The sequence below is a fragment of the Providencia rettgeri genome (assembly GCF_023205015.1).
Taxonomy (GTDB): Bacteria; Pseudomonadota; Gammaproteobacteria; order Enterobacterales; family Enterobacteriaceae; genus Providencia; species Providencia rettgeri_E.
In genome coordinates this window covers 4,461,155-4,482,851 of sequence record NZ_CP096258.1, presented here as the reverse complement: position 1 = coordinate 4,482,851, position 21,697 = coordinate 4,461,155, and the positions used below count along the sequence as shown (strand labels likewise).

Annotated in this window: 19 protein-coding genes; 6 read left to right on the top strand and 13 right to left on the bottom strand. The window is 44.7% G+C overall.

What is annotated here, in order from left to right; all coding sequences use genetic code 11:
• Positions 1-2 precede the first annotated feature (2 nt).
• Positions 3-614, bottom strand: a complete 612-nt coding sequence (locus tag M0M83_RS20645) for a hypothetical protein (RefSeq protein ID WP_000271073.1) — start codon at positions 612-614, stop codon at positions 3-5.
• Between the two features lie 179 nt (positions 615-793).
• Here M0M83_RS20645 and M0M83_RS21925 point away from each other — a divergent pair, with 179 nt between their 5' ends.
• A complete protein-coding gene (locus M0M83_RS21925) occupies positions 794-1,084 on the top strand; it encodes a hypothetical protein (RefSeq protein ID WP_000709417.1) in 291 nt (96 codons plus the stop codon).
• 19 nt (positions 1,085-1,103) lie between these two features.
• Here the strand turns inward: M0M83_RS21925 and M0M83_RS20635 are convergent, their stop codons facing one another.
• From M0M83_RS20635 to M0M83_RS20625, 3 genes are all read right to left on the bottom strand, one after another.
• On the bottom strand, positions 1,104-1,358 hold the full coding sequence (locus tag M0M83_RS20635) for a hypothetical protein (protein ID WP_000091004.1): 255 nt from the start codon (positions 1,356-1,358) through the stop codon (positions 1,104-1,106).
• Complete coding sequence (locus M0M83_RS20630) at positions 1,358-4,696, bottom strand: conjugal transfer protein TraG N-terminal domain-containing protein (RefSeq protein WP_235894763.1); 3,339 nt, start codon at positions 4,694-4,696, stop codon at positions 1,358-1,360. Before M0M83_RS20630 ends, M0M83_RS20635 begins: the two co-directional genes overlap by 1 nt.
• A gap of 69 nt (positions 4,697-4,765) precedes the next feature.
• Positions 4,766-6,088, bottom strand: a complete 1,323-nt coding sequence (locus M0M83_RS20625; RefSeq protein ID WP_226343065.1) for a conjugal transfer protein TraH — start codon at positions 6,086-6,088, stop codon at positions 4,766-4,768.
• Positions 6,089-6,433: 345 nt separating this feature from the next.
• Between M0M83_RS20625 and M0M83_RS20620 the strand changes: the two genes are divergently transcribed.
• Positions 6,434-7,291 carry a hypothetical protein gene (locus M0M83_RS20620; RefSeq protein ID WP_000783472.1) on the top strand — a complete coding sequence of 286 codons (858 nt, stop codon included), beginning with the start codon at positions 6,434-6,436 and terminating at the stop codon, positions 7,289-7,291.
• Positions 7,288-7,683: a hypothetical protein gene (locus tag M0M83_RS21920; protein WP_000060801.1), complete on the top strand. Its 396-nt coding sequence runs from the start codon at positions 7,288-7,290 to the stop codon at positions 7,681-7,683. The genes M0M83_RS20620 and M0M83_RS21920 overlap by 4 nt, the downstream gene beginning before the upstream one ends.
• 414 nt (positions 7,684-8,097) lie before the next feature.
• On the opposite strand, the gene M0M83_RS20610 is transcribed toward M0M83_RS21920, so the two are convergent.
• From M0M83_RS20610 to M0M83_RS20600, 3 genes are all read right to left on the bottom strand, one after another.
• On the bottom strand, positions 8,098-8,367 hold the full coding sequence (locus M0M83_RS20610; protein ID WP_000901447.1) for a hypothetical protein: 270 nt from the start codon (positions 8,365-8,367) through the stop codon (positions 8,098-8,100).
• Positions 8,368-9,310: 943 nt separating this feature from the next.
• Positions 9,311-9,607, bottom strand: coding sequence for a hypothetical protein (locus M0M83_RS21915; RefSeq protein ID WP_000417054.1), 297 nt, complete (start codon positions 9,605-9,607; stop codon positions 9,311-9,313).
• 3 nt (positions 9,608-9,610) lie between these two features.
• Positions 9,611-10,483: an integrase domain-containing protein gene (locus tag M0M83_RS20600; RefSeq protein ID WP_031951562.1), complete on the bottom strand. Its 873-nt coding sequence runs from the start codon at positions 10,481-10,483 to the stop codon at positions 9,611-9,613.
• A gap of 1,196 nt (positions 10,484-11,679) precedes the next feature.
• Here M0M83_RS20600 and M0M83_RS20595 point away from each other — a divergent pair.
• Both M0M83_RS20595 and M0M83_RS20590 read left to right on the top strand, forming a co-directional pair.
• Complete coding sequence (locus tag M0M83_RS20595; RefSeq protein ID WP_000556384.1) at positions 11,680-12,615, top strand: hypothetical protein; 936 nt, start codon at positions 11,680-11,682, stop codon at positions 12,613-12,615.
• The gene (locus M0M83_RS20590; RefSeq protein ID WP_001033779.1) at positions 12,612-13,148 is read left to right on the top strand and encodes a hypothetical protein; all 537 of its coding nucleotides are present in this window, start codon (positions 12,612-12,614) and stop codon (positions 13,146-13,148) included. Before M0M83_RS20595 ends, M0M83_RS20590 begins: the two co-directional genes overlap by 4 nt.
• A gap of 38 nt (positions 13,149-13,186) precedes the next feature.
• Here the strand turns inward: M0M83_RS20590 and M0M83_RS20585 are convergent, their stop codons facing one another.
• The 6 genes from M0M83_RS20585 to M0M83_RS20560 form a co-directional block, all read right to left on the bottom strand.
• On the bottom strand, positions 13,187-14,278 hold the full coding sequence (locus M0M83_RS20585) for a BsuBI/PstI family type II restriction endonuclease (protein ID WP_157832381.1): 1,092 nt from the start codon (positions 14,276-14,278) through the stop codon (positions 13,187-13,189).
• The gene (locus M0M83_RS20580; RefSeq protein ID WP_000990945.1) at positions 14,223-16,052 is read right to left on the bottom strand and encodes an HsdM family class I SAM-dependent methyltransferase; all 1,830 of its coding nucleotides are present in this window, start codon (positions 16,050-16,052) and stop codon (positions 14,223-14,225) included. The genes M0M83_RS20585 and M0M83_RS20580 overlap by 56 nt, the downstream gene beginning before the upstream one ends.
• Positions 16,049-16,636: a recombinase family protein gene (locus M0M83_RS20575; RefSeq protein WP_001076375.1), complete on the bottom strand. Its 588-nt coding sequence runs from the start codon at positions 16,634-16,636 to the stop codon at positions 16,049-16,051. The genes M0M83_RS20580 and M0M83_RS20575 overlap by 4 nt, the downstream gene beginning before the upstream one ends.
• Before the next feature lie 273 nt (positions 16,637-16,909).
• Positions 16,910-17,923: a class 1 integron integrase IntI1 gene (intI1, locus tag M0M83_RS20570; RefSeq protein WP_000845048.1), complete on the bottom strand. Its 1,014-nt coding sequence runs from the start codon at positions 17,921-17,923 to the stop codon at positions 16,910-16,912.
• An 884-nt stretch (positions 17,924-18,807) separates the two neighbouring features.
• Positions 18,808-19,458 (bottom strand): type A-14 chloramphenicol O-acetyltransferase, encoded by a 651-nt coding sequence (locus tag M0M83_RS20565; RefSeq protein WP_032488555.1) that lies wholly within the window; start codon positions 19,456-19,458, stop codon positions 18,808-18,810.
• A 378-nt stretch (positions 19,459-19,836) separates the two neighbouring features.
• Complete coding sequence (locus M0M83_RS20560) at positions 19,837-21,129, bottom strand: IS91 family transposase (protein WP_039644698.1); 1,293 nt, start codon at positions 21,127-21,129, stop codon at positions 19,837-19,839.
• 164 nt (positions 21,130-21,293) lie between these two features.
• Between M0M83_RS20560 and M0M83_RS20555 the strand changes: the two genes are divergently transcribed.
• Positions 21,294-21,692, top strand: a complete 399-nt coding sequence (locus tag M0M83_RS20555; protein ID WP_152551723.1) for a hypothetical protein — start codon at positions 21,294-21,296, stop codon at positions 21,690-21,692.
• The last annotated feature ends 5 nt before the right edge of the window (positions 21,693-21,697 follow it).

Genomic DNA, 21,697 nt, shown 5'->3' with positions numbered 1-21,697 from the left:
GATTATCTCCACACCAAAGATTGCTGAATCTTTTTTAATAAAATCGGCGTTGTATCGGCAAGAGCTGCTGATAAGAATTGATCGAGTACGCCAATATCAAATCTCAATGAAAATCTAATAACGACCCTATGCGATAACGACCTTAACTGGCTGTTTGAGGAGGCGGCGACTGAGGAAGCAAGACCAGAAGATACACCAAAACTTTGCATCGCCATGTCCAAGTTTCTACTAGCTAACTTATTAAGCAATAGCCAGTACGCTGCGTCAAAGTCGTCCACAACATTTTTAAGGCATATGACAGAATCGTAGCTACCGGCAAGAGTATCGATCACTTCCATTTGATCTGTTTCAAGTTTAAAGCTAAGAAGAACTCCACTCGCTAATTGTGAAAGATAACTGTCAGGAGTTGACGCCAATTTATTAACAAGATCTTCTGGAAGAGAAAAATGATTGCTAACCTGGGATGGCGCATTGGCTGATAAAAGCTTCAGTAGTGTCCACAGAGTCAAATCAAACTCAAAAATATCTTGGTCTGGCTTCTCTTCACTCAATTGAACGGCAAACTTGTCAAAGCTACCAATAACATCACGTTCTAACGGCTCTAAGGCATACATCAGTAGTCCTCCTTACTTTATTCACTGATTAACTTTGTCATCAATCATAAATACCATGACTTTTTGATAATGCAACGCCAAATACTGTATTTTTTTACAGCATCATTTTATGGTGCTATGAAGATTTGCATTTCTGAACGATAATCTATAATCGGTTACATATTAATCAGGAGGCGTAAATGAAAAAGGCGCTATTCTCTTTGTTTTTAATCGTAAGTTTGTTCTATTCGTACAAACTTCTTGCCCTATGGTCGCTCATATTTTTTGTAGTCGGAGTTTCTCTGCTGGCATCTTTAAAGATTGGTAAAAGAGCCAATCTAATCAGTAGTTCCGGGAGTAAAACGAACACATTATCTGGGCGAGATCTGTTTGCAGACGTCACATACAACCCTGCCACAGGATCTCCAATGGTAAGTGACGTAGATGTATCCGGAAGCTTCTATGGATTGAATAAAAACAAAGGCTCCTGAGAGCCTTTGTTTCTATTAATTATAGACTTAACGTTAACTGCCTATCTTTATATCTTAATAACGGATACCGTTGAGGCGACGAAAAAAAACCTATCAAAATGTGTTTATTAAGTTCCGGATGCTCTCTGATTACATTGTTCAACACCGAACCATCGACGATAAATTTTTTATTTCCACAGGAGATTGGCTTTTCGTTTAGCCATCTCCCTTCCCCCAGTAATATCATCACTTTAAGCTCTTTAATGGCGCGTCTATATTCAGCTCGTCTGCTCATTAACGGCCTCCTTTGGCTACAGATAAGTATCTTGAAACAGGCGCTAAATATCCGCCCGCTTGGTCTTTACCTGCCCCCGCAGAACTTTCAATAATCGCAGCCATTTTATCTGCCAATGCGTTATCACCAACCTCTTCTCTGAGATTTTCTCTTAGTTCTCCAGAGCGCGATGAATCGCCGCCCATCAACGATGCAGCAAACAATTCTGCTCCTGCCTGACTATTCAAACCATAATCATATCTTGCAGTATCCATTGCTATCTGCCTGAATTCGTCACCATATTGCTGAACAAACTCAGCAGCCTTTCCAGCTCCAGCCTCGCTTGCACTTGCTAATGCAGAAGCAAAAAACATCCCTCTTTCTCTAACAGACATTCCCTGTGCTGCCTCTGAAAGATCTGACTTACCGGTTAACCATTCTTTACCGGCTTCAAATCCACTGATCCCCACACCAATGATATCCCTACCCAGATTTGCAGCACCTACAGCCAGGAAGCCTCCAAGACCATACTCTTGCTTGACGTAATCGTCCCCTTTCTTTGTGTCCTCAATAAACTGATCTCGTTGTTCCGGAGTCATCTGGGCTAACTTAGACATCGATTGCCCAAAACTCTCTGCGAACCCTTCTTTGGCGGCTCCTGCGCCACCCACAACTTGCTGTACAAAACGACCTGCGCCCTCAGCACCTGCAAACAAAGCACTGGATGTTGACGGGGCCAAATCGGATGCCATGATCTGTGCTCTTAACGCAGGCAAGCGGTCATTAAGATATTCATTTCTGCTTGTCCCATAACTCTGCTCAAGTTGCTGGATACCCTTTTCATGAGCGTCACGAACAGAATTTTCAGATCCAATACTGCCTGATTCAGCTAAAAGCTTTTGTTCATTGCTCATTCTTTCCGGTGCCGAAAGTGCGCTCGAATTTTCAACTGGCGAGACATAGCGCGGAGCATCCTTTACCAACATTGCACTTTGACCAGGTTGATTAAAGTCAATACCACTGTTGCCACCAGTGGCCTTTGCTATTGCACTGGCTGCAATTGCTTGTTCAGATGGAGAGTTGGAATTGAGCATAGCAAACAACTGCCCTCCAACTATTGCCCTCTGGGAATCAATACCTAAATCTTGGTAATGCTGGGCTTTTCTTTGCGCAAAATCTCTTGTCTCTGGCGATGACTGTCTAACACCATCTGACAATGACTTACCGGCTGACCAGTTGTTCAGAACTTTGTCAGCTAACGCGCTAATATTATTGTTGCTAGTAGTCCCGATAGTTTGCTGAGCCTGAGATAACTCTTGGTAGGTTTGTTGCGAAGACAAAAGATCAGAACTGGATTGCATGAGCTGCTTTCTCTGCTCTTCACCTAAACTCTGGGTAAAACGTTGACCTTTATCAGTAGACACTTGCCGTGCCAAATCACTCGTTAATGCTGAACTGTCATCTTTTGTAAAACCGAGTCCGCGAGATAAAGAGTCAATATCAGAACTAAGCTGCTGTCTACTATCCTGACTCTGCGATTGCGCAGATACATCTAAACTACCGTTCATAGATACCGGATTAGCGGCATTTACAGCGGCACCAACCGGTCCTGTAAAAGCAGCAGCAAGTTTTCCGGCATCCACTCCAGCGCTAGCACGCATAGCAATAGCTCCTGCCACAGCATCCGTGTGAGAAGCATTTATCCCACGATCAGTAACGTAGTTCTGCGCCGCGGACAAAATACTTTTAGCCTGAGTTGAATCGGACGCTCTCAGGGTTTGTCCTAATGATTGTAGTTGTGAATAAGTCTGTTCTGAACCATGTCCAGAAAACACACTATTACTTAATTGGCTAGCAAAGCCTTTCTGGGCCTGTGCAGTAGCAGCAGAACTACTGCTAAGGGCATTACTTACGGTACTTCCTAAGTTAATACTATCAACTAACGACTCACCTCCAGAGGTCATTGTTCCAGCAATTCGGGATTGATTAAATTGTGGTTGTTGGCTCAAAACAGAACCACGGTCCACTAAGTCTGGAGACATTAGTTTTTCATTGACTGTATCACTCGCACCCACTCGTTGGGCGAGACTATTGAAGGCATATACTGAGCCAGTTACTAACATCAACGATAGGACTGGCGTTGCTGCGGCCATCATTCCACCTATCCCTATCCAACGCTCAATTTCGGCCCCAGCATATGCAACGCCTTCAAATGAGGATAAGTTCCCTGTGGTATATTTTGCGAGCGCCTGCTGCCCCATTATGTAAATGAATAGATTGATTACCGACATAATTGGCAACCAAAGTTGTACCCATATAAGCATTTGAAGATACTTACCAACCAATAGCAAACCTTTAGAACCTAGCACCATCACAAATGCGGCTATGGGCGTAATCGCATAGGCAAACCCCTCTACCAAGGTCATAAGAGGTTGAATCGATTTTACAAACAAAGACTGTTCGGCTGCATATTGCGTATTTCGCTGAGACTCAGCTTGAGTGAGCATGATTTGTGCGTACGGATCATTCATATCACTGTAGTACTGAGCAAAGCCACGCTGTACGATAGGTTGCAGAAAATTGGCTTTTATAAAATCACCTGCGGCCACATTCGTAACCTGCAGGCGATACAAAGCGTCAGATGTAGCATTCAAAGCATCAGTGGTAGACAGCAAATAGCCAAGGGCTTGTTGCGAAAGGCCAGAATTGAATGCAGTTTCAAAGGATTGGCTCAACTGAATCCAGCCATCTGTACAACTGGGATCTGTCGGGCCTGATGGAGACAGGAACAATCGGGTCCCATATATTTGTGAATCAAATCTGAGAGCTGTACGCCAATTCTCTGTGTTGATTTGATCCTCATTTGACTCACCTAATGAAAATTTAATTGCTGTGCATTCCGATATGTAGTTAGTCAGGCTTTTCTTCATATCAACAGCACCGCCTCCTAGGGAATCATTCCAGACAGTCCATAGTGCTGACTCCATTTCGTGATTTCTGAGCTTTGATAATAGCTCTAAAGAATCCATGAACTTTGATTCAGTCACACTCGCGACAGGACTATATGCAACCTCAAATAATTTTGTGAGACCAAATCCAACGCTTGAGATTATAGAACCAGCGGCGGCTGGACCAACAGGTACGTTATCCACTACTCGCACTTGTCCGTTGTACGCGTCCTCAATAGTTACCGTAACGCCGGATCCAAAGGAAATGGCATACACGAGCCAACAAGCAAAAACTTGATGTAAATCCCAGGATTTAGCTCCCTGGAATAACGACTGAAATGAGATGACAAGAGCGCCAATTAAAAGGCCAATACTTACCATGCGTTCAAAATCACCGGTGCCAGTAGCCATCGCCACAGCAATCATTATTTGCTCTAGAAATGCGGCATCACCGACGGAATAAATACTAAAATCCATTAGTTACTCCTTTTTCCCTGATGCTTGGGCCGCAAGTAAAAGCCGCTGCTTCTTTGTGACATCAAGTAAGCTGTTGTAATACCCCATCAGATCACTTAGCTTCCCGTGTCTCACAATTAATTGGTCATACTCTTGTCTGACAACAGCCCGAGAAGCATCAAGTACATCAACAGCTTTTTGTTGATAGGCATTATCACTGTTAGCTAACGCAATAGTTGTTGCCCGGTATATCTCCTCAATAAACCTGTAGGTTATATCTAGCGCTATGATGGTCTGTGCTTGCTGAGCAAACTGCTCTGCTGTATCACTGGAAACAGCAGCAAGATTTCGGAAGAGTGAGCCAAAGCTACTGGGGAGATTTGATACAAAAGCTATCTCGGCAGAACTTAACGCCCCAACATTGTTTGCATATTTATAAATCAATCCAGGTGAAGAATCAGAACCAAGAAGTAAATCTGACATTTGATTGCCAATACCCCTGAGCTGAACACTCTTCAGCTCAGAACCAGCAGAAATACAGTTAACCGTATCACTGTCACATGAATAAACTTTAACAGAGCCACCTGAAATGAGATCTCCAAGGGTAATTCGATTCCCCGGTAAGGTGACGATGGGATTAGTACTGTTGTCTGCTCCAGCAAGATTTGGATCATTAATTAAATCACCAATGACAACGGCACCAGTTATAGACATCATGGCTTCAAGCAGGCTGTTATCCCCGTACAGGAACCATGAGCTTACACTATTCTTTTTGAGTTGCTTCCAGACAATATTACCTATCATCTCTTGGTAGGCCTGTTGCGAGTTGTCTTTCAGCGTCTTGATTGCCGTTTGTCCATCCGTTTCCTGCGTTGCAGAAAACATGTCTTCAAATAAGCCTTTGGTCGATGCTTTTGTACGAGTATCGTTCTTTAGTTTTGTGTCAAAAGCACTTAGTGAATCGTTAACAATACCCTGAGCTAACTGACAAGAATTGCCTAAATGCTGGTTCAAAGCCTGAACTTTCTTCTGAAAGTTTTCTATCCATTTGGCACCATCAGGAAAAACATTATCCAGAGCTAGTTGAAAAGCATAGCCCTTTGCATTTGCTGCCACAGCTCGCATCAGTTGAACAATCTGATCTGCATTCACAAACGATAAAGAACCACCGAATAGATCAACGCCACCACACCCAGCTTTCCAGGATGGAGGGACAAAGCTAACTAGGTTTTCATCAAAAATACGCGCTTTGGTGGTCACACGCCCACCCGCAATAACTCCACGGCGTTGTGTCTGATGAATACCCGGTCTGGTTGTATTACTCATTTCGTTGAATAGTCTATCCATCTCGGACTGAAGCCCTTCAGCCGAGGCATGAGTGGCGACGACAGAGAAGATGATTAAACAAGAGGCAGATAGTGTTCTAATGTAAGGGGGAGAGACTCTCATACTGTTGCTCCAATAGGTTTCGTGTCACCCGAAAGCCTACCGAGCAAATGAGTACAAACCGAACTGCCAAACTGTCCAATTTGGGCAGTCCAAATAAAACTTTCACATGTGAAAGTTAATCATTGAATAATGTCGGCAACTTTGTCACGTCCGTACAAACTTATGATTTTTAAAAAGTTTTACTTAACCCTTGTTGCATTTTCACAAACCAATGGCACTCTATTTCTAAAAGAGGAGCTTTAAATGAAAATGAATATGTCAACTTCCGTAAGTTCAGCTACAGCCTTGTTCGCCGCCATTATGCTCGCAGGCTGTGCTACAACCCCAAAATCCTATAATCCAGAGATGTCCAGAGCGCTAAACTTGGCAAGAGCTGGGGGTATTTATGACCAAGATCTGAGAGACTCAGAAGATGGGCGGAACTCATATAAACAGTCTCTATTGATGAAAGCGCTAAATGTCACAAGCTTGGCCTCATCGCTTGATGCTCCATTAAGAGGATTGAACGGTCAGCAAACTCTCATGTTTAACACTGCAAGCATTCTTACATCACCGGATAACCCATCCGCTAGGCCAAGTTTGATGGCATGGATGCCTGCATCAATGGCTAAATCCTCAGAAGATGCTTATAGCAACTATATAAACCTAATTGATAATGCCGTTGCGGTAGCCGCGAAATCTATGAACCTGGATTTAACTAAAATAGTGGAAAGTACAGCGCCTAAGATTGATGGAAACCCCTTAATTATGTGGGCAGTAATGGCTCCGCAATTTGGCTGTGATGGCTCAAACTGCGTAATTGCATACAACGTTACAATGCCGAATCCTTGGAAAACACCAGCCTTTGTGGGCAATGGTAATATTGATAGCTTTAATCTGGCCGCTAATAACACAACCAAATATTCTCGATTGATTTTCACCCAGGTCAGCGACGTGAAATCATTTCCAATGGACGATTTTTACAAAAGTACGAGCCGAGCGCTGCCGGAATGGGCAGTCATGTATTTCCCGCCCAGTAGTGTGTTCCAGGATGGCAAAGCTTTACCATATCCAGTTATCTATGAAAAAGGCCAGCAATTGCTATTTAGGAAGGCACAATGAGTCTGTGGCATGAAGAACTGGAACTGGCTTTGCTAAATCTGGAGGATTCAAAAGCCAGTTGTGATGTGATGACTTACGTGATCAGCAACATTCTAGCCAAATCAGACATTCCACATCAGTGCAGAGTAGGGTTTGTTGAAACAGTACATAGCAAGACACAAATCAATCCGCATTGCTGGATAGAGCTAAAGGATGGATGGGGTATAGATCTGACTTTACGCCGGTGGTTGGGTGACGAGGACCGATGGCCGTATGGAGTATTTAGGCTTTCAGACTATCCACAGGTTCAATTCTGGGGAACGCCCCTGTTTGCCCCGAAGCTAGACGATGAGGAAATTAACGCTATGTCCGATCATCTAATTGAGAAAGTAAAAATACCAGTTTGTTGCTGAATTATTCAGCATTGATAACAGGGCCGTTTAATACACATATATTTATTGATCAGAGCGGTTTTGATTGTGTTTGTTGTATAAATACAAACTTCCGAACGTCACAATGGTAAAAAATGCGAGCAAACTTAACATTGCAATAGTAAAGGCATCCACGGAACTGAACCTCTCTTGTAAAACCTTATATACTTAGAGTCTAACTAAACTAGCGAGATTTACCAGTGGCAAAAACACTAGACCAGATCTTGGAGCAGGAGAAGCCAGAAATTGTAGCCGAGGCCAGACGCAAGGCATCAGAGATACTCCACCTCTTGGATGAGCAAACGGCCAAGCAGGCTCATGAAACCGATTCAGTAGATTCCTATCACCATATGTAGCAAAGGGCCAGACAAGCTGGCCCTTTGCTTTTCTTAGTAATTACATCACTAAGTACGGTTCATCGTTGTCGCTTTCAGCTATCGTCAAGTCAATAGTGAAAGTGATATCGATTCGCTCAACAGTCCGATTACACTCACAAGCATACTCAACCTGCAGGCTTTTAAACATCGCTTCAGCTTCATCATGAGAAGTAGCTTCTACCGTTTCAACAGCCAACTCACCTTCTTTTTCAGTGTAGTTAACCCCACGATAATACACGCGGCCACACACATCGAATTGATGGATCTCTGTTTGATTTTGTCCCAACATATTAATTCTCCGAAAGTTTAATAGCCGGGACTTAGCCCAACCGGGCAAAGTACCCGGTTGGGTTATTTAATTAGGGATTAGGCTTCAGGCATGTTGCGTATAGTGAAGGACTCACAAACACCATGCCCGTAAAGCACCGCATTTCCCTGGGGATTTTGTTCCAAAAACTTGCGCGTGGCTTTGAGAGCTGCCCTATAACCAGCATCAGAAGGCTGATACTCTCGCGTTCGCTTTTTTTTGTTTACTAGAATCAGTCGATACATTAAATCTCCCTCAACTTTGAGCTGACAATAATTTCCTGGTGGAACCTATTACAGCGCGTTCTGCAACCAGCTCACCCTCAAGCGGAGCGCATTCGACAGCATCGGAGACACCAGGTTGATTGCTACCGGAGGCAGCTTTCAACCATTCACCACACAATGAACTGCTATTAATTACCAATGGACTGACGACCCGTACGGGCCGCGTTTTTCTCAATGATCGATATGCAAGAATCGAAGCCTTATTTAGTAATTTGGCGACAATGTTAGCCCCGAAAGCAATGACGCCCACGGTAACAATCATGATCAAAACGAACGTAGAAAAGTACATAAACACCTCCAATTAGATGGAATTGAAGGGGTTACACCGCAGAACCGGTGAACCCCGGTTGCGGGATAAATTGATAAAATGCTGTTTGTTTTTGGCGACCAGCTATCGCACATACTCAGCACGGGGCTGAAGTTAATTCAAATTTAACAGCTCAGTTCTGAATCGACACGCGCTGTATTGGCCCTTTTTGGGCACAATTAAACAATGCAGGAACTATTTTTATTATGCAGAAGCCCCCATTCCACCTGCTTTTTATCGTAATTACGATAATTATGATAATACGGTAATTACAAACGGTAATGCGGCGAACGGAAGGTCTGATTAAGGAATATGACATAGGCATAGATGGCTTTTAATCAGCAGAGCCGGTGTTTTTTGGGCGTGGAGGTTCTCCAGGACGGTTAAGTAATTCCCACAAGAGTCGGAACGCATAAAAATGATCCCGTAATGTCGTGGAACTCAATCCTTGATGCCTAGTGTAATACCGATGGATATGAGCTCTTCCGATTTGTGATGGTGCGTTGACCCCTTTTTCATTGGCAGCGATATCATTTAAAGCCGCAATTAGCCTTTTTACCATCGCTCGCCGAGCAGTCTTCCCTCCGTGCCGCACATAAACATGGCTTCTTTCTCTTACCCATTTTTCCATCAATTACCCCAAATAACTATTTGTCACATCGATGCGACCGTGACCCAATTCCAAAGCCACTTCAGTTCTGATTTCTTTGTCCAGCATTTTGGCGTGAGCTATTGATACTCCAAGTTCTTTGGCTAAATATTCATAGTGCTCTCGCCCATGTTTAACACCTGCTTTTACCGGGCAATCAGCACGCATCAAAGTTTTGTAGCGCGTTTGAGCGTAGTGGTGCCGTTCGCCGTGGAAGTTCACCGGATGGCGGCCGATCTCCCGGTAGGCTTCTTGCCGAAACTCACGATAATTCTTCTCGGCGGGGATCATGCTGCGGCCATCCTGTATGGCGGCGGCTCGCTGGAGTGCCGTAATTTGAGCATCACTGGTGATCGGAACAGTGCGCGCCCGGCCACCCTTGGTGCCATCTTTTATGCTCACGGAGCCAGTTTTCTCGGCCTCTCTTAGTGCTCTGGCTGCATCCAGCTTGGCCGATTCCTCGAACCGCAGACCGAAATTACGCTGTAGTTCCAGCAAAGCCCCAAGGCGCTCGGAGGCTGCCCCCATTGCGGCATTATGGGAAGCTTCCGAAACACTTCGGTCGCCAGTGGCGATACCTGAGCGCTTTGGAAGTCCCCCCTCGGAGACAGGATCTACACGTACCTGTCGGTCGCCACGCGCAATCTCCATCACCCGATTCACTGCGCTCAGGTAGTTCTGCGCCGTGGATGGCGCAATTTCTCCCCGCTCGTAGCGATCATTAAGGTGCGCCGCATAAGCGACCAAATGAGCCTTTTCTATATCCCGCATGTCCTTTATGCCCTGTTCGGACTTAATCCAAGCGCTAAAAACGCTCCATCGGTCATGAATAGTGGCTATGGACTGAAAACTCTTCATCCCCTCCTTGAGAGCGTTCAGGGCAGCCTTGTTTATATCTCGGCTACGAAGGCCAAAATTCCGTGAATCCGGATTAGTCCGCTCTGAACGCATTGTTCCCCCTAACTCTGTTAATCAAAATTGTTATTTTGTTGGCCCGTCCGTATCCAGTGGTAAGTGAAACGCAGTTTTTTAATTAGCTCTGCATGCTAAGGCCAACGTTGGGATCTTGCCCAAACACAGGACAGTTAAACCCGATGTCCACGGTCATTAATTACGAACTGTACTGCTATGGAGCGAACTGCTCATTCCATTGGCTGGTCTGTTCCGACGGAACAAACTGCCAGCAGATCCGGCTGGTACTGTCGTGTCATTCTTTGGAAAGGAAAGCGCGAAGCGCGCCAACCGCCGAAGGCGGTATAATTCGCGCACATTCGTGCGCGGTGCGAAAGCCTAGAGCCCTTGAGGCTCAAGGCTTCCGTCGGGGGCTCTACCCCCGTCTCTGTTTACGCCTACGGCGACAGAGACGGGGTGGAGCATCGAGCAAGTTGGGTATTCCAACACTCGTCCTGATTTTGAGGGTGGTCCTCTTTGGTTTGGCAGCTCGGAATCGAGTACCAAGGACACGATATTGCTTTGAGCAAAATCGCGGTATGGAAGCCTTTTAACTTGTGCAATACACAAGCACAGGCAGCAGCATAACGCTGCAAGTATAAAGATGATAAACATCGAGTCTTCCTCCGGGGAGATTGTTACAGATGGAGGAATGCCCATAGGGGACAGTCCCCCTGAGGGTTAAGAAATGAAGGCAATCGCCTTAGTTTTGCAGAATGCTGTTTGAAGGCCAGCTACCAAAAACACTTTATATACTAATCAAATGGATACAGTAGTCAAGTCGAGCATAACATCGTAATTTGATAACCTTTAGGTCGTTTTTGGATGGCTTTTTGATGCAGTACAGATATAGTAACCATGAAGTTTGCTTGAGAAGTGGCTTTTAGATTGTTTTTCGATTGCTTATGAATGTAAAGCTCAACATTTTTTATCAGCAAGCTGCTTTTCGGTGGCGTTTTGGTTATTTAGATCAATCTAATTTAAACAATCAACCGCCAACTGAAGTATCGAAGTTACAAGCACCAACCTAAGTTATAGGTGCGAAAAATATTTAACACACAACTCACAAACAGTAATGAGAATCAGTAATAAAAGGTATAATAATGCACTCAGTACACATGTCATCATTCAGAGTTTTAACTAAGCAAAGATCAAGAAAATCATACAAGCTTGGAGAGTTAAATGGTGATAACAAACTGAGCGCCTATGAAATTACAAAAAAAATACTCCAAAGCAAAGTTAACATCCCTCTGGAAGATCAAGATTCAAAACTAATTGTATCTATACCAACAGGAAACTTAACTTTTGATGATTCAAAAAGAATTATATATGGCTATGTAAATGCGGGCCGTTATGGAGAAAACTACACTGTTAGACAGAAGACTCTATCATCAACAAATCATAAAAAAGTAACTCATGATGAAGTCACTGAGAAAAAAAGATATATTTTTATCTATCTACCGGATAGCTTAGATACTGGAATTTTTGCATTCCATGAAACATCTCGATTAAATGCAAGAACTCCAATAAAAAGCACAGTAGAACTTGGGTTTAAAGCGCACAATCCTTCATTGGAAGCGAGAATACTACCATTACTACACAAAGATATACCTCAAACTATTAAAGACTCCCCTGTAATAGAAATAAAAGCTATTGGCTATAAAACAAGTAAAGACACCGCAGATGCCATGCGATTAATTGGTGACAGAATGACCGCCGACTTTGTAATAAAAAACAAAGGTTATTCAATGGGCTATATCAATGATTATCTCGGAAAATCTCCTTCACAAAATAAGTTAATAGATATTTTAGAGCCAAATAGTGATAAAATAAAAATAACAGCACAGGTGAATGGAAAAAATAAAATTTATGATTTAAGAAATATAATAGCAAAAGGCGTATCTGTAACGTTGGATGATGCAAGTCTGAATATAAATCCAATAACCAACGAACCTAATCAAGCCGACCTACATAACTGTGTAAAAGAAGAGATAAATGATTATATTTGTGAAATATACGGCAAAGGATATTGTATATGAATAAAATAAATATATTTTTCTTGATAAAGAATCACATCTCCAGTTTTAAAAATGAAGATTCAGATAGTTTATCTAAATCAGATATTTTCTTTCATCTTATATTCCCAATCATAGCTTCTGGAACAATATGCTTTTTATTCAAAGTAATGCCGAGCTCAGTAGTTGGCATAATGGTTAATTTCGGAGCTATAACAACAGCATTATTAATGAGTGCTGTCGTAATGGTTTATGATCAAAAGAGTAAGCTCATAGATAAAAAAGATAATGAGACTATCGCAGATAAAATAACCTCTTACTTGAAGCACATAAATCTTTACAAAGAATTATGTCACAACATTTGCTATGCAATCCTTACATCAATACTAATTGTAATACTTTCAGCAGTAATTTCCTTCTACGATTCGAAAATCAACACTGGGTTTAGTTACTACTTTTTTATTACATGTTCATTTTTTTGCTATTCATTATTTATTTCTACAATGATAACATTTCTAATGATATTAAAAAGATTCAGTATTATATTAGATAACTAAGAACAGTATAGAGGTATTATACTGTTCTGTATTAAAAATCATAAAAGCTCTGACAAGATTATAGAACTGCCATCTCTTAGCTCAATTAAATTATCTGGCTCAGAACAAAACCACGCATAAGTTCCCCACGCGAGTTCTGACATTGCTTTTTTGAATGGAGCGGCTGAACGATCTTGAAATGCAGTTACAAAAGCAAGATTCTGGGCAGAGAAGCCAGCTTCAATAGCTATCTCAGTTAGCTTCTGTTTACGCATAGAGTTAATTGGACCATCTGAAGCAACAATTTCAATAAAAACAAATAACATGTCACTACCGTCAGTCTTGGTCCCAAGATCAACTAAAATAACGTCAGGTAACGTTTTTGAAGGGTCAATTTTGAGCTTTAACCTACTCGCAAGATCAATACCAACCTTTTCCCCTGACTGAGACAACCATAATACGGCTGGCGTCTTTAAAAACTTCCGAGCGAATTGTTCGATCACCGCCTTACCTATTACGCCTGACGGACCAGACTCAAGCATTACTAACCCAGAATTAGGTAATGTCGCGGTTATCTGATCTGATGCTGCGGCAGTGGCATGCGCACCAAGTAATCGAATTCGACTTAAAGCGGCAGCATTAAGATGAGAGTTCTGCCAGCTACGAATTAAAGCCTCTAAATCATCCCCAATTAAATCTACATTGAACAGAGCTGCAAATGCTTTTGACATTGCGTATTTAGGAAGAGGAGTTGTCACGGGCAAACCAGTGCGTTCAATAACGGCACCAAGGGCTATAAACCCATATCGAATAGTTTCATCTCTGACAGGTTCTCGAGAATTTGGAGCATACCAGGTCGTAACAGGCCTATCTTTCTTACTAGATAGCGCCTGCTTAACCCAAGACTGACGCTCCTCGTCCGTCAAGAGAGCAGCCTGAACATCAGACATGTCGGTTACTTGGCTTGGCCGAATCCAACGATCAGCACCCTCGACAGCTCCTGCGTAGAACATAACATAGAGAGTTCTTGCAGCCATTTCTCGGATGACATAATTACGATTTTCTGTCCCTTCAGGGAATATTAGAGGTAAGCGTTCAGCAATCACCTCCAGACTTGGTACATGTGGCCAGCTCAAGTTTGCTCTCTCCATACAATCCTGCGATACACTTCTCGATGGAGAGTCTATCAGAACCTGCTGCAATGATCTTCTCCAGCTTTTTCATATCGTCCAAGCTCGGTAAAGGCACGGCCATAAGCTCATAAGCAGAAACAGCTACACTACCGCTTATGCAACGGTATATACGGTCAAAGACCTGAGAATTAAGTAATCCGTTGATAGTTTCTACGCTCAACTCCCGTATAAGTGTATCTGCGTAAACGATATTTAAATGATTCTCTACAACGACACCACCATATCGATCAATAAAGTCTTGTGGTATGACAGCACCGAGAACTCTTCGATTTTGTTCTTTAGATGTGGTTCGCTGCACCAAAACACATGAATCAGTAGTTACAAGATGTCGCTGGTTTTTTTCAATTTGAATATAAGGAACATGGTTTCTCTTCACCGAAGAGAATTTAAAGCCATTTGAAGTTACCGATTCAGCCCAAACAAGAGGTAGTGCCCCTTTTGTTTTTTCAGTACGTAACTGGCTTTTATGTCTATTCCAAACAAGTTTCCCAGTCGAAACAACGTAGCCCAGATCAGGGAGACGGGTCTTCATCTTCTTGAGTCGATTTAACAATGCAGCGTCTTCAGCTACTCTAGGGATTAGCCACGGACCATCACCTTTAATAATTGATACCTTTCCAATAGGCTCTACTCTTGCTTCGTTAAGCCCCTCCGGTACTAACAATGAAACCTTTGCCGGTGTTTTTCTTGCTGACTTTTTGAATGTTGCAAGAAGAGTTTCTTGTAAAACATCGTCAAAAACACCCTCTCTATTTGATATAAAATCAAAAGCTCGTGGTGCAGATTCATCAATTAACAGCTCACGTAATGCCTTGAAATATTGCCCACCCAAAAATGATGTAGGTGTTAAGTAAGCTATTACCCCTTCAGGCTTGGCGAGTCTTAAAGCGAGGTCGGTGAAAAGACCATATAAATTGGCATGACCAAACAGTGAGCGACTAAACTTCTCTCTAACTTCTGTATCAAGAGAAACTTTACCGTATGGAGGATTGCCTATTACAAGATCAAAATCTACAGGTGACTGGTACGTTAGAGCGTCACAAATACTGATAACGCTTTTTTCAAGCCGCCTTCTGGCAATAATGCAATGTTCTATTAATACACACTCTAATAAGACATGCGTCATCCAGGCAGCAAATGGATCTATCTCAACCCCCTTGAGCCTCTTGCCTATTTGCGCAAGCTTCCATTCACTTGAAGCATGTTTGGAACGTTGGAGCATTCGCATAGCGACTGGCGCAAGGAAAGCACCTCCGCCGCATGCAGGATCAATTACCGACGCGGTACTGAAATCAACGCCTGCTTCTTCAGCCAAATCAAGAAGCCTAGATACCAAAGGTGGCGGAGTGTAATAAGCTCCTAAATCAGATCGATAAGCAGTAGGCAACATGGCTGTATATATTGATCCGATAAGATAGCCCGCATCAATATCAGGGAATTGTGCGATCACTTTACCGGTATTTTTAGCAACATCCTCTGCATCGAGAGTAATTTCGGCCAATTCGGAATCAGTTGGGATTGAAAAAATTTTAAGCTTGCTATTGTGCCTAGCGTTAATTTCGTCCCAATAAGATTTTATTAAAGCTGCGCAATAAGACCTGGCGATTTTAAGTCGATACTGGTCATCTATGATAGAGTGAGCATAACCACGAGCCATACCTTTGCAGGCCTCATAACGAACAAGAGGCTCTGCTGACTCACTTAAAAGATCCTGAAAGTGGAAAGCGTTCATATACTTGCCCCCTCACGGTCAGGTTTTATGACCCCGACACTGTTATAAATTGTTGTTCTAGATACACCAAATCGTTTAGCTACATCGGAAACGGGTATGCTTGGATCTTTTAGTAATACCTTAATCTCTCGAATATCCTTTGGTGCGAGCTTCGGCTTTCTGCCACCTTTACGTCCCCGAGCCCTAGCAGCATCAAGTCCAGCTTTAGTCCGTTCACTAATTAAATTACGCTCAAACTCAGCTAAAGCTGCAAATACATGAAAAATCAACTTTCCAGAAGCACTATTGGTTTCAATCTGCTCTTGTAAGCTCAGGAATCCAACTCCCCGTTCATCAATCAAATTAGTCACGACTTTAACCAAATCACCCAGGCTGCGACCGAGTCTATCGAGCCTCCAAACAACTAACGTATCACCTGGCCTGAGAGCCTTTAGACAGTTATCTAGTTCTGGCCGGGCAGTACTTTTACCGCTGGCTTTGTCCTCATAAATGACTTCACAACCGGCAGCAACCAACGCATCCCGCTGGAGATGCAGGTTCTGGTCATCAGTTGATACTCTGGCATAGCCGACTCTTTGATTCATGCACGTTTTATTTACATAGTTTTTTATACGAGTATTTTAACAGATTATTGATTAAAAAACCAATCCATAGGTGTCGTTTTCAGAAGACGGCTGCACTGAACGTCAGAAGCCGACTGCACTATAGCAGCGGAGGGGTTGGATCCATCAGGCAACGACGGGCTGCTGCCGGCCATCAGCGGACGCAGGGAGGACTTTCCGCAACCGGCCGTTCGATGCGGCACCGATGGCCTTCGCGCAGGGGTAGTGAATCCGCCAGGATTGACTTGCGCTGCCCTACCTCTCACTAGTGAGGGGCGGCAGCGCATCAAGCGGTGAGCGCACTCCGGCACCGCCAACTTTCAGCACATGCGTGTAAATCATCGTCGTAGAGACGTCGGAATGGCCGAGCAGATCCTGCACGGTTCGAATGTCGTAACCGCTGCGGAGCAAGGCCGTCGCGAACGAGTGGCGGAGGGTGTGCGGTGTGGCGGGCTTCGTGATGCCTGCTTGTTCTACGGCACGTTTGAAGGCGCGCTGAAAGGTCTGGTCATACATGTGATGGCGACGCACGACACCGCTCCGTGGATCGGTCGAATGCGTGTGCTGCGCAAAAACCCAGAACCACGGCCAGGAATGCCCGGCGCGCGGATACTTCCGCTCAAGGGCGTCGGGAAGCGCAACGCCGCTGCGGCCCTCGGCCTGGTCCTTCAGCCACCATGCCCGTGCACGCGACAGCTGCTCGCGCAGGCTGGGTGCCAAGCTCTCGGGTAACATCAAGGCCCGATCCTTGGAGCCCTTGCCCTCCCGCACGATGATCGTGCCGTGATCGAAATCCAGATCCTTGACCCGCAGTTGCAAACCCTCACTGATCCGCATGCCCGTTCCATACAGAAGCTGGGCGAACAAACGATGCTCGCCTTCCAGAAAACCGAGGATGCGAACCACTTCATCCGGGGTCAGCACCACCGGCAAGCGCCGCGACGGCCGAGGTCTTCCGATCTCCTGAAGCCAGGGCAGATCCGTGCACAGCACCTTGCCGTAGAAGAACAGCAAGGCCGCCAATGCCTGACGATGCGTGGAGACCGAAACCTTGCGCTCGTTCGCCAGCCAGGACAGAAATGCCTCGACTTCGCTGCTGCCCAAGGTTGCCGGGTGACGCACACCGTGGAAACGGATGAAGGCACGAACCCAGTGGACATAAGCCTGTTCGGTTCGTAAGCTGTAATGCAAGTAGCGTATGCGCTCACGCAACTGGTCCAGAACCTTGACCGAACGCAGCGGTGGTAACGGCGCAGTGGCGGTTTTCATGGCTTGTTATGACTGTTTTTTTGTACAGTCTATGCCTCGGGCATCCAAGCAGCAAGCGCGTTACGCCGTGGGTCGATGTTTGATGTTATGGAGCAGCAACGATGTTACGCAGCAGGGCAGTCGCCCTAAAACAAAGTTAGCCCACACCCGCCGCTGTTCTTGTGCGTGCGCTTATGAGAACCGGAAACCTCATTTCTCCGTCACACAGGTCATCCCTCCCGCTACGGCCGCTGTTCGTCGCTTTCTCTTCCGTTGGCGTCGGCGGTGTGCTACGGCGGGTCGCGGGGTGGGGTTCAAGCTTCTTCTGTCCTGCCTACGCCCGAGCGTCAGACTTTCTTTCTTCGCTTTTCACTGCTGTTATGGGCCTGCCACCGCCCGCGTCCCGCGTGGGCGCTAGCACCGCCGCCTTCGTCCGCCTTTGCCCCGGCGAACGCCGCGTTTTCCTCTCGGGTGCGCAAGCGTCCGTTCTTCGCATCAGCTCAGCTTCTCGTTTGCCCGCCGTCTGCGGTATTCTCTTGCCCATCATGCTTATGCCATCGCCTGCGTCTAACCCGGCAGTCGAGGGGACGCCGAATAAGCGGGCGCTCTTCGCCTCACACCGCCTCGCGCGGCGCCCCTCACTTCTACGTTAGTTTGACGCCTTCGGCGCAGAAGAAATAAAACGATTGAAGGTATGCTTCGATACTTAATTGTGCAAAACAAAACATACACTTGTAACTGGATTATTATTTTATAGTATTATTCGTTCAAGGTATTTTATTGTACAGATGTAGTAGTTATTACCCTTCAATCTTACTTGAGTATAGTAATAAAAGATTGTTAGCTTTTGCACTATGCTGTTAGGATTTCTCTGGTTTCATACGGGGTCAGTCCCTGTTCCTCACTCATTCTTCGTCACCTCCATGGTTTTGTAAACTTTGGATTACATCCTGTAATTCATTGATAAAACGGCAGGTATGAAATCCATCGCATACCGCATGATGTACCTGAATAGATAACGGAATCCAATATTTCCCGTTTTCTTCATAATATCGTCCAAACGTAAAAATGGGAAGCAGATACCCATATCCCTTTTGCAAATTTAAATTAAATCCTTCAAAGGTTGTCCATGGAATCATAGAGACTGGGAAAGTATTCACAGGCGGATTTGGCTTTGCCATCATGCCCTTGTTTTCACCGTATTGCTGCATATCTTTTTCATACTGTTTGCAGAACTCCGTATAATCACCGATATACTCGGTCCAGATATTTGAAAACATCTCCGTGTCCTTTTGGAAAATTGTATAGCACGGCATCATTTCACTAAATATCCCGATTTGACCTTCATCGTCCACAGTCATACGGAATTCTTCATGCCGGTTAACTACTGTTGAAACGGCATACAAAAGGGCGGGATACAATTTCGCTTTACCGGTTTTTATCGTAGTAATATCCAGCTTTACGGTCATGCTATATGTGCAAGGCACAGATTCAAAATAATGCGTAAAGTACTCTTTTCTTTTCCATGTTTTCAGATCAACCAAACGAAACTCCATTATTTTCTCCTAATCATACATATCCATATAGCCTTTGAAAATCGTTTATATGTTGTTGTTTTTTCCCCGGCTCTTATAGACATTATACTGATACTGATACTGATAGGAACTGTCATTTCGGGTTTTTTGCGGTTTCGGGTCAAAATTCGGTTTTTCCCCCGAACTACGACTGTTTTCGCACCCCGAACAACTAATCCAATCAGAATTTTCCGGCAACGCCGACTCCAAGAAGTGTAATTCCAGTCTATTTCTGCCGTCAACCCCTGATTCGCGTTAATGCGACAAAGCTCAAACACATAACTCCCCCACGAAGCCATATAAACTCCGATTTCGAGGTGTTATCCTGTTCCGCATAAACTTCGTTTTTGGGTATTATACCTACACCAAAGCAAGCTCAGGAGGTGAACGAGCACAGACGGCCACTGGCTGCTCCCGTTCCTGCTGCTTTGCCCAGTTAATAATCTTGGCAAGCTCCTTGGGATCCTCGATTATCGCCACAACCGACATTGTTCCCTGGCATTTTGGGCAAACAAACGGGTCAACTTCATAGACTTTCTGTAACAACCGTGCCCAACTTTGTTTGCGCAACTTGGACCAAGAATCTGGAGCCTGTACAGTTTCTGGTTTCTCCTGAGGTATGGCTTGAACAATTTTGGGTTCGCTTGGATGACCCTTTTGCCAACTTTCTGGGGCCAGGTTATAAATATTGGGGCGCTCTTGCCACTGCTTGCGGACTTTACCCGCATATACGCCATAGCGACGAACCAATTGAACCCGTCGTGGCGGTAAATGGGCTACCAGTTGGTCAACGAATTCAAAACCTTTGAATGTTTCAGATTTGCCTTTGTAGAATCCCTTTGGTGCAGCTGTCCAGATTACGGTATCGGAAGCTGGATTATACTGAATTTTTTCTGCACAGGTAGCGCCGCGAACGACATACTGGCCGAGGGCTTCTCGATCGGCCTTTTTGAATAGTCTGGTTTCGCTCTCGATGCTAAAGCCAGAATGCTTCCAGTCCTTGAGCATATTTACACGAGCTTGATCTATTAGTTCCTTTCGCAGAAACAAAGCCATAATCGCTGCTTGCCAGACCTTGAGCATCCCTTCGTCGGCTCCGATTGGTAAATATACAAAGCGGTCGTACTTGGTGAACCCACCTTCCAGAACCAGAACATGCCAGTGCGGGTGGAATCGAGCGAATTCACCAAACGACTGGTAGCTGACAACACAGGCACATAGTAGTTCTTGACCGGCTGCCAGGGAGAAAAAATCAGAAAGCAAGGAGAATACCAGCCTGGACACCTCGCCAAACAGTCGCTTATCCGATTTAAAGTATGGTCTGAGAATCTTGGGAATCGTAAAAACAAATTGCCGATGCGGTAGATCAAGGAGCAAATCCTCGGCCAGGTATTCAGCATAGAGTAAGGTCCGTTTTTGGTCACAGGATGGGCAAAGGTGGAAAACCTTGCACGAAAATGGCCTGAAGTACGAATGTCCACAATCATGGCAACGTATTCGAACAACACCCTTGGTCCAATCGGCACATTCAGCAAAATGCTCAAGGCGGTCAAGGATAGTTTGCGATGGACTTGCGTAGGCTTGGTACTGGGTTAGAGAATTGCGGACTATGGTCTGGATTATCCCTTCCCGATGGGGAATGTAAGTTCCCATACCTATACATACGCAGGAAAACGATCATTTGCTTGCAATTGCGAAGAAAATAATGGAAAATGTGGACTGGCGCCACCTAACAACCGGTTCGAGCGGACTCACGGGACAAGCCCGTTCGCAGCTCAACCGAATGTTAGGCCTATTTTTATTTAGAGCTTTAAAACTTGGCTTTAGTCAGGAAAAGCAAAACCAGCGTTCTTGCAGAAGTTTTTTACGGTATTGGCTTCTTCAGCAGAAGGCGCGCATTTTTCTGGTTACGTCTCAAGAAACGTCTATGGCCAGAATGCGCGCCCAAAGACAATTCACTTCGTTCAGGGGCATCGGCCAAAACCGACTATTCTTGCGAAGGTTTCAAAACCCACGGCTCCGGCCGGCGTGTTGTTCCGGTGCGCCAGTTTTTCTGGTTTTCAAATTCGATTGTTCTTGGTCAGTTTGCTGCGGCGCACGGCGCTGGTATTCTTGCAAAAAACACTGGCCTAACAGGTCAATCAACCGGGACGGTTAAAAGCTGCGCTTTTAACTTCCCTCGGCTGCGCCTCGGCGCCCCTTATTTCGAACGTTAAACATC

Excerpts from the sequence above, each read along its gene's own strand:
- M0M83_RS20645 (WP_000271073.1), bottom strand. The coding sequence starts at position 614 with ATGTATGCCTTAGAGCCGTTAGAACGTGATGTTATTGGTAGCTTTGAC.
- M0M83_RS21925 (WP_000709417.1), top strand. The coding sequence starts at position 794 with ATGAAAAAGGCGCTATTCTCTTTGTTTTTAATCGTAAGTTTGTTCTAT.
- M0M83_RS20635 (WP_000091004.1), bottom strand. The coding sequence starts at position 1,358 with ATGAGCAGACGAGCTGAATATAGACGCGCCATTAAAGAGCTTAAAGTG.
- M0M83_RS20630 (WP_235894763.1), bottom strand. The coding sequence starts at position 4,696 with ATGGCTACTGGCACCGGTGATTTTGAACGCATGGTAAGTATTGGCCTT.
- M0M83_RS20625 (WP_226343065.1), bottom strand. The coding sequence starts at position 6,088 with ATGGATAGACTATTCAACGAAATGAGTAATACAACCAGACCGGGTATT.
- M0M83_RS20620 (WP_000783472.1), top strand. The coding sequence starts at position 6,434 with ATGAAAATGAATATGTCAACTTCCGTAAGTTCAGCTACAGCCTTGTTC.
- M0M83_RS21920 (WP_000060801.1), top strand. The coding sequence starts at position 7,288 with ATGAGTCTGTGGCATGAAGAACTGGAACTGGCTTTGCTAAATCTGGAG.
- M0M83_RS20610 (WP_000901447.1), bottom strand. The coding sequence starts at position 8,367 with ATGTTGGGACAAAATCAAACAGAGATCCATCAATTCGATGTGTGTGGC.
- M0M83_RS21915 (WP_000417054.1), bottom strand. The coding sequence starts at position 9,607 with ATGGAAAAATGGGTAAGAGAAAGAAGCCATGTTTATGTGCGGCACGGA.
- M0M83_RS20600 (WP_031951562.1), bottom strand. The coding sequence starts at position 10,483 with ATGAAGAGTTTTCAGTCCATAGCCACTATTCATGACCGATGGAGCGTT.
- M0M83_RS20595 (WP_000556384.1), top strand. The coding sequence starts at position 11,680 with ATGCACTCAGTACACATGTCATCATTCAGAGTTTTAACTAAGCAAAGA.
- M0M83_RS20590 (WP_001033779.1), top strand. The coding sequence starts at position 12,612 with ATGAATAAAATAAATATATTTTTCTTGATAAAGAATCACATCTCCAGT.
- M0M83_RS20585 (WP_157832381.1), bottom strand. The coding sequence starts at position 14,278 with ATGGAGAGAGCAAACTTGAGCTGGCCACATGTACCAAGTCTGGAGGTG.
- M0M83_RS20580 (WP_000990945.1), bottom strand. The coding sequence starts at position 16,052 with ATGAACGCTTTCCACTTTCAGGATCTTTTAAGTGAGTCAGCAGAGCCT.
- M0M83_RS20575 (WP_001076375.1), bottom strand. The coding sequence starts at position 16,636 with ATGAATCAAAGAGTCGGCTATGCCAGAGTATCAACTGATGACCAGAAC.
- intI1 (WP_000845048.1), bottom strand. The coding sequence starts at position 17,923 with ATGAAAACCGCCACTGCGCCGTTACCACCGCTGCGTTCGGTCAAGGTT.
- M0M83_RS20565 (WP_032488555.1), bottom strand. The coding sequence starts at position 19,458 with ATGGAGTTTCGTTTGGTTGATCTGAAAACATGGAAAAGAAAAGAGTAC.
- M0M83_RS20560 (WP_039644698.1), bottom strand. The coding sequence starts at position 21,129 with ATGGGAACTTACATTCCCCATCGGGAAGGGATAATCCAGACCATAGTC.